General features: G+C 58.9%; 8 protein-coding genes. 2 read left to right on the plus strand and 6 right to left on the minus strand.

Annotated elements, in window-relative coordinates; genetic code table 11:
• Positions 1-5 precede the first annotated feature (5 nt).
• The 3 genes from HMPREF2888_RS08370 to HMPREF2888_RS08380 all read right to left on the minus strand — a co-directional run bounded on the left by HMPREF2888_RS08370 (position 6) and on the right by HMPREF2888_RS08380 (position 3225).
• Positions 6-1415 (minus strand): MFS transporter, encoded by a 1410-nt coding sequence (locus tag HMPREF2888_RS08370; protein ID WP_061923820.1) that lies wholly within the window; start codon positions 1413-1415, stop codon positions 6-8.
• Positions 1416-1435: 20 nt separating this feature from the next.
• Complete coding sequence (gene deoD, locus HMPREF2888_RS08375) at positions 1436-2185, minus strand: purine-nucleoside phosphorylase (RefSeq protein WP_061923823.1); 750 nt, start codon at positions 2183-2185, stop codon at positions 1436-1438.
• A 104-nt stretch (positions 2186-2289) separates the two neighbouring features.
• Positions 2290-3225, minus strand: coding sequence for a sugar-binding transcriptional regulator (locus HMPREF2888_RS08380; protein WP_061923827.1), 936 nt, complete (start codon positions 3223-3225; stop codon positions 2290-2292).
• 219 nt (positions 3226-3444) lie between these two features.
• Between HMPREF2888_RS08380 and HMPREF2888_RS08385 the strand changes: the two genes are divergently transcribed.
• Complete coding sequence (locus HMPREF2888_RS08385; RefSeq protein WP_061923830.1) at positions 3445-4806, plus strand: lipase family protein; 1362 nt, start codon at positions 3445-3447, stop codon at positions 4804-4806.
• A gap of 90 nt (positions 4807-4896) precedes the next feature.
• Positions 4897-5463 (plus strand): hypothetical protein, encoded by a 567-nt coding sequence (locus HMPREF2888_RS12765; RefSeq protein ID WP_061923833.1) that lies wholly within the window; start codon positions 4897-4899, stop codon positions 5461-5463.
• A gap of 190 nt (positions 5464-5653) precedes the next feature.
• Here HMPREF2888_RS12765 and HMPREF2888_RS08395 read toward each other — a convergent pair whose 3' ends face one another.
• The 3 genes from HMPREF2888_RS08395 to HMPREF2888_RS08405 all read right to left on the minus strand — a co-directional run.
• Positions 5654-5932: a hypothetical protein gene (locus HMPREF2888_RS08395; RefSeq protein WP_235591067.1), complete on the minus strand. Its 279-nt coding sequence runs from the start codon at positions 5930-5932 to the stop codon at positions 5654-5656.
• A gap of 41 nt (positions 5933-5973) precedes the next feature.
• Positions 5974-7158, minus strand: a complete 1185-nt coding sequence (locus tag HMPREF2888_RS08400; protein WP_061923839.1) for a TRAFAC clade GTPase domain-containing protein — start codon at positions 7156-7158, stop codon at positions 5974-5976.
• Between the two features lie 21 nt (positions 7159-7179).
• On the minus strand, positions 7180-7385 hold a 206-nt coding region (locus tag HMPREF2888_RS08405; RefSeq protein WP_141744848.1), incomplete at its 5' end, for a tryptophan-rich sensory protein.

Consider the following 7385-nt stretch of genomic DNA (forward strand, 5'->3'; position numbering starts at 1 on the left):
CTCCTTTAAGCGAGTGTTTCGGAAGCATCTACAGATTTCGCGCGAGAAACATCTCGCGCCTTGCGGGCCATGATGCGGTCGGCCACGACGTAGAGGACGGCGCCACATGCGCCAACGGTGGTCAGCACGCCGAGGGCAAGGTTGAAGCCATCGCTTACGTCAATGAGTTTTGCGGTGTACGCGATGCCGAGCGGGATGGCGATGTTGATGGTCAGGTTGTAGAAGCCGATGGCAATGCCGGACTTCGCGGCCGGGATGTTTTGCAGCGCAGTGTTGACCAGCGGTGCATACATCAGCGCGAAGCCAGATGCGAAGGTCACGATGGTCACGGCCAGCACGGCGACGTGCTCCTGTACGAAGAGAGCGGCTACGGCCAGGGAGCCGACGATCATGACCAGTGCGGTGTAGATGGTCTGGCGGGAGTTCAGGACTTTGCCGATCTTGCCGGAGAAGACACCGACCAAGATGGCGCAGATGTAGCCCGGAATCATCAGTAGGCTGGCGCGGTCAATGCTCATGCCGTGCAGCTCGTTGGCCGCAAATGGCAACAGGAAGATGTAGCCCAGCTGCGTGGAGTAGATGAAGAACACCAGGGTAATTGCCCACACGTAGCGGCCGTTGGTGAAGAATTCCGGGCGCACCACGGGCGCCTTAGCGGATCGGATGTGCAGCGTAAATCCAATCACTGCCACGACGGCCAGGATGAGCCACTTCCAGTCGAACGCCTGCATGAACATGGTCAGCGCGGTGGCAAAGAAGCCAACCAGGATAAGGCCGAGCACGTCCAGGCTTGACTCCACTGCTTCGTCCTCGGGCACCATCTTGTGGATGGCAGGAATGCACAGCACCAGGATGAGCGGCACGAGGAACATCGCGGTCCACGAGATGTAGGTGGAGATAAAGCCGGAGGTCAGCGCGCCAATCAGCAGGCCGGCTTGGAAGGCGGCGGTGGAAAAGCCGAGGTAGGTCTTTTGGTCTGCTTCAGATAGGTGCTTGGTCACGTAGATGACGTACAGGGTTTCCGCGGCGGCTAGGCCGGTGGTCTGAATCAGGCGGGCGGCCAGCACGATGGGCCAAGAGCCCGAGCCCACGAAACCAATAACCGAGCCGACAGCCACGAGGAGCACACCGGTGATCATGAGCTTGCGGATGGACACGGAGTCCGCCAGCGCCGCGTAGACCACGGCGCCGATGCCGATGATGACGCCAGCAAGGGATGCCTGCAGCGAGGCAGTGTTGTCATCAATGCCCAAGCCTTGCGCAATCGGCATGGTCATGGTCTTGAAACCATTATCCACCACGAGGGAGAAGACGAAGCAGAATAGCAGCACCGGTACGGCTGCCTTGGGGTTGAGGGCTGCATCGACGCCGCGCTTTACGACGCCCGATGGCTTAGCGTTTGTAGCTTTTGACATGGCTTTTTAAGCCATCCTTCCTAGTCCAGGCCTGCCAGTGGCAGTGCGAGCTTCATCATGGTGTGGAATGCGGTCTGGCGTTCCTCAGCCGAAAGGTGGGTATCGGCAGCGATGTTGTCAGAGACGGTGAACAGACCGAGGGCGTTCACGCCTGCCTCGGCAGCGGTGGCATAAAGCGCAGCGGATTCCATCTCGACGCCGAGCACGCCCATGTGTGCCCAGCGGTCATTGACGGCCTGGTCGAAGTTGTAGAAGACATCGGAGCTCAAGACATTGCCGACGTGGATGTGGGCATTCTGCTTTTCTGCCTCATCGACGAGTGCCTTGAGCAGCTTCCACGAAGCCGTCGGAGAGTACTGGCCCGGCAGGTTGTACTGGCTCAGGAAGTTGGAGTCGGTGGAAGCGGCGGAGGCGACGATGACATCGTGCAGGTCGATGTCCTCCTGCAGTGCGCCGATGGAGCCGACGCGGATCAGGTTCTTCACGCCGTAGTTGTGGATTAGCTCCCAGGAGTAGATGCCGATGGAAGGCATGCCCATGCCGGTGCCCATGACGGAGACGCGGTGGCCCTGGTAGGTGCCAGTGAATCCGAGAATGTTGCGGACCTCGTTGAACTGGACGACGTCTTCCAAGAAGGTATCGGCGATGAACTTTGCACGCAGTGGGTCACCTGGCAGCAAGATGGTCTCTGCGATTTCCGCGCCCTTGGGGTTGATGTGCGGGGTGGCGATTTCGGTGGAAAATTCGTTTGCGTGTGCGGCTTCAGACACGGTGAACTCCTATCGGAAGGACAATGACTTTCAGGCATTACACTACCGCAGCCAACACAAATGTCAATGATGCTATTTACATTTGTTCACCTTTATGATACGGCTCACTCCCCTGCTAGAACGCGCTGCGCCGTGTTGTGATCGATGACCAAATGCGTGGCCAATCCTTGCTCGAGTACCACCCGGATGGCGTCGGCCTTTTCCGCCCCTCCGGCAACGAGGACGCGTGCCGGCCGCGCCGCCAGGGCGTCGAAAGTAATGCTCACCGTTCGCGCGTCCACCTCGGGCACAGCGACGCGGCCTTCAGCGTCAAAGAAGCGGGAGCAGACATCGCCTACCGCGCGCTCCAAGATGAGCTGCGTTTCCTCCCCACTGAGATAGCCCAGGTTCAGCGCCAAAGACTCGCGCGCGGCCGCGCCCACCGTGAACACCGCGACGTCGACCTGGGAGCCCATCTCCACGATGTGGGCAATATGGCGATCCTTTTCCACCCATTGCTTCGCCTCGGCCGAATCGAAAATGACAGGCAGCGGCAGCATAAAGGTCTCCGCATTGAAGGCGCGCGCAAAGCCCTGGAGGGTGGCGAAGTCCTTGGTGGAGCGCTGCGTGTGCGAGTGCCCGCCCTTGAGCTGCACCACCTTTACCCCCTCGAGCGGCAGCTGGCGCAGGTGCTCTGCCACGGCGGACATGGTCTGGCCCCAGGACACGCCGACGCTGGAGCCGTCGTGGACGAGCTCTTCGAGCAGCGCGGCGCCAGCTGCGCCTAGGTCCTGCATGAGGTTGCCGCCGCGTGGGGTGGTGACCACGCGGGCGTCGGCAAGCGCGAAGTGCTCCTTTAGCTCACGCACCAGCTCATCGGAGCGTTCGCGAGGATCGTTGATGCTGATGACCACGAAGCCCTGGTCGTGCGCATGCTGCAAAAGCTTGGAGACGGTAGGGCGCGAAATACCCAGACACTGCGCTACCTCCGCTTGGGATAGGTGCGAGTTGTAGTACAGCTTGGCCACATCGAGGGCCTGACTATCGCGCGCATCAATCATGATTCCATTCAAGCACGCCCGCCCGGAAACGTAATGCTAACGGTGTACACCCCTATACGGGCCTGTACAAACGGATTAAATTCATTTCCCCATTGTTAGTTAGCAAAATTAAACCAATAATAATCGGTGTCAGCTCCACCGCGCAGCGCTCTCCCCGCCCCCTAACGGCGTAGCCAGACAAACACTAAGACTCCTCCGATCTCTAGAAAGGACGTTACCGTGCAAAAATCACTGCGCACCTACCTGCCACTGCTTGCTTCTGCTTGCCTGACCTTCAGCATCTGCCCCGCCGCCGTCGCTGCCGATGCTCCGAACACCGAGCTGCCTGAAAGCGCCCTCATTGAAAAGGCCCTCGAAGATCCAGTCGCTGACGAGAGCCCGGCTGAGGCCTCCGACATCGCAACCGACGCCAAGGAGCTTGACGACGCCGCGCCAAGCACCGACGCCGCAGCCCCCTCCGATAACAAGGTCGGCGACGAGTACAAGGCCTTCTACCACGACCCAGTCGAGCTCGAAGGCTCTGAGCCAGGCCAGCTCTTCCGCTCCGATGCCGTGCGCAATCCCGCCAACACGCTGGGCATTACCAACGTGGGCCCGTACAAGGCACAGCGCATCCTATACTCCTCCACCAACCGCAAGGGTGAGAAGATTCCGGTCAGCGGCATCGTGATTGAGCCGAAGGCGGAGTGGACCGGCAACGGTCCGCGCCCGCTCATCGCCTTCGCACCGGGCACCCAGGGTGTGGCCGACCGCTGCGCACCTTCGCGCAAGATTGCCGACGGCGTGGGTGACTACGAGCAGTTCTTCTTTGAGCAGTACCTGAAGAAGGGCTACGCAGTCGTGGTCACCGATTACGAGGGTCTGGGCACCCCGGGCATGCATACCTACATGGACCGTGTCTCGCAGGCACACGCCGTGCTCGATAGCGCCCGCGCTGCCCGCCAGCTAGAAGGCTGGGATATCAACGCCGATAACCCGGTCATCATCAACGGTTACTCGCAGGGTGGTGGCGCCGCCGCTGCTGCCGCTGAGCTTTACGACGACTACGCCCCAGAGCTCAACGTCAAGCTCGCCACCGTCGGCGCCGCTCCTGCGGATCTGACCTTGCTGCCGCCGGCTCTCGACGGCACGCTTTACTTCCTCTTCGAGTCCTTCGCCCTGCTGGGCCTTAGCAACTCCTACGACGTGGACCTGTACTCCCACCTCAATGAGGAGGGCAAGACCGTCCTGCAGAACGCCACCAACTCCTGCACCCTGGGTCTGACCAGCTTCGCGGGCAAGAAGATTGAAGACGTCAGCATCGATGGCAAGAACGTCGACGAGTTCATCGCTGAGGCACCTTACGACAAGATCCTGGCCGACCAGCACATTGGCTACGACGCTCCGTCCATCCCGGTGGTCATCACCCACGGCCGCGGCGACGATGTGATTCCTTTCTCCACTGCTGAGCAGCTGGCCAAGGAGTGGTCTGAGCGCGGCGGCGACGTCACCTTCATCCCGAACGACGCCGGCTCGCATGTGGCAGGCACCATCCCACACATCAAGGAATCCCTGAAAGCAATCGAGTCTGCTTTGCAATAAGCCGACAGCTAGAAGCCAGCTTCGCCACAGAAACGCTTCCTAACATAACCCGTGGTCCGAAAGACCGCAACGATAGAAAGGATTTATCCTATGAGTTCCATGAACGCCCTGCGCCGCGCAACCATTGCCGCCGCACTTCCAGCAGTTGTAATCGCCGGTGCCGCCAACGCCACCGCCGCTGAGACCACAGCCGGAACCCCGGCTGCCGACGCCACCACCACCGACACCGCCGCAACCGCCCCGGCTGCCGACGGCGCCGCAACCACCAACACCGGTGCTACCACCAACGGCGAAACCGACTCCGGTATCACCGCGGACACCCCGCTGAACCAGCTGTCCTCTGCCGACCCTGCTGCCCTCCTGCAGCTCGGCAGCTCCCTGCTCGGCGGCAACCGCCCGGACTTCTCCGATCTCCTCGGCGGCAACACCGACTCCAACAAGGAGAACCTGCCAACCGGCATCAACGCCTTGAAGCACGAGGCTGCACAGCTGGAGCAAGAAGCCGGCCACAAGCTGTTCGAGCTGAACGTCATCGATTCCACTCATGTCCATGTCGGCTTCGCTGAAACCTACGACCTGCAAAAGGACGCCAAGGCTCTCGCTGCACTGCAGCAGACCGCCGAGACCAACGGCATCACCCTGACCGCCGACCGCTAAAGCGGCAGAAAGTCAGGCAAAGTACGAAAGTACTTCCTCTTCTTCAGATAGCCACCCCGCGGCGCAGTAAATCACTGCCGCCGCGGGGTAGTTTCAAATTCATTCACAATGCGGTTCACTTTGCCGCAGTTAGGGGCCGCACTTTGTTTTGTAGGTTCGCCAGCAGAGTGCGTATCGCCCAGCGCCTTAGCTAGACGGAGTCCGCCGCCCAGCATTTTTCATACTGGCCAGCTACCAACGGCCAAACGAAGTCGCGTGCTTCTTCCAACGTAGACTTCGCTTCCAGCTCTGGGCCATCAATGACGAAATCATGCTCGATTGGGCGGCCGGAACAATCGCGTCGGCCTTCCGGGTCTTCGAACCTCATAATGACGCGGTCTCCCATCTTCTGGAACACCTCGCGAGAGTTTTCCAGCCCAGAAAAAGCCGAAAGATACTCCGGCAATGGGTCCTGGAAACCGCCATCCATGAGAAAGCAGTTTCCCCAGTTCTTTCCCCTAGTCGCCCAAATTATCCCCATTGAGGCGACCTCTTAAGGAAACCGTCTTCAATGGACTGCCGAATCTTTAGAACGAAATCGGATAGAAGCATCTCGTAGAAGTTGTGATTCTCCAGTGCCTTTTGGCGTTTTTCTTCAAGCATTGGCACAGCTAGACCAGCAAGCTCTTGGATAATTCGCTCAATCAACTGAACCTTGCCCCACTTACCTGCCAACCTTCTAGGCAACTTTTTAAGGAGGTTCGGAGCGAAGCTCTGTGCGTTAAAGCCGGAGGCAAGAGTCATAATGAGGCTAATGCCTGCCTTAGCCAACTTTTCATCCAAGAGAGCGGCTGGAAGGATTCGTAGTTTTGCCCAACGTTGGTAGCGCTCAATCGGAAAGATGGTGGCCAGCGGGAGGATTGCCTCCAAGCCCTTTTGCTGCTCGACGTCGATTTCGCCGTGGGCGAACTCCGCAGAAGAAAGTACTGCGTAGTCCTCACCAACAGAAAGAGCCTTATCGCCCTCTACCAAGTCAGCGAGGACCTGGCGCAACCCGTTCAGCTCATCTGCTGCATGCAAAATGATCATTTTTTGGAGATCATGCGCTGTCATCTCAGGGAGCAAGTCAGCCTTCGACAGCGCAATAACCCAAATGCGAGGGAATTGCTCAAGCTGCTCGTGACCATCGAGAATCTCTTCACGAACCGTAAGCAGCATATTGCGCAAAGTGGTGAATAGCGACTTCAGGTAGCGAGCTTCATCGCCTTCATAGTCCACAAGCTTTTGGCCATCAACTAGGACCAAAGCCACATCAGATTTGACGAGCTCACGGAAAGTTGCTGACCTATCTTCCTTTTCCATTTCGCTCGAGGGCTTCGATTCAAACCACTCACCTGGGTAGTCACGCCAAGTGATGTGGATGCGTGGGCGTTTGCTTCGCTCACCCAACGGTTCCGAAATCGGCATCAACTTGAAGTCGTACTTCGAAGACACAAATTTATCGGCTGCAGGAGCTACATTCTTCTCCTTCATGCCGTAGTAGCGCTGAAGGAGACGATTTCCATCGGTCGATTCTTGCGCCAAGAAGCGGTAGCCGTTCGAGTCCACAACACTTTGCTCATTCAGGTGTCCGTAGAGAGACGAAAGTAGAACGGTCTTTCCGCTTCCGGCTTGACCAAATACTGCGATTTGCTGGTGAAATTGAAAATCTGCCACGTTAGAAATTTTAGCGAATCCCTAGCGCTTCCGATTAAGCCGCGCAATCTCCGCACTGAGCACGGTGGCAAAGCCCGTCCATGCCGCATAGGGTGCGAGCAACGCACCGCGCTCGGGTGCGAACTTCCAGGCGCGGCGCACGAGGTCCCCGGAGCTTGCGGCCAGGACGCCGGCCCAAACGGCGGCCAGCCTCTTACGCTTCGAGCGGAAGAAGACGCCGCTCCAGC

Source organism: Corynebacterium sp. HMSC077D03 (genome assembly GCF_001808545.1).
GTDB lineage: Bacteria > Actinomycetota > Actinomycetes > Mycobacteriales > Mycobacteriaceae > Corynebacterium > Corynebacterium simulans.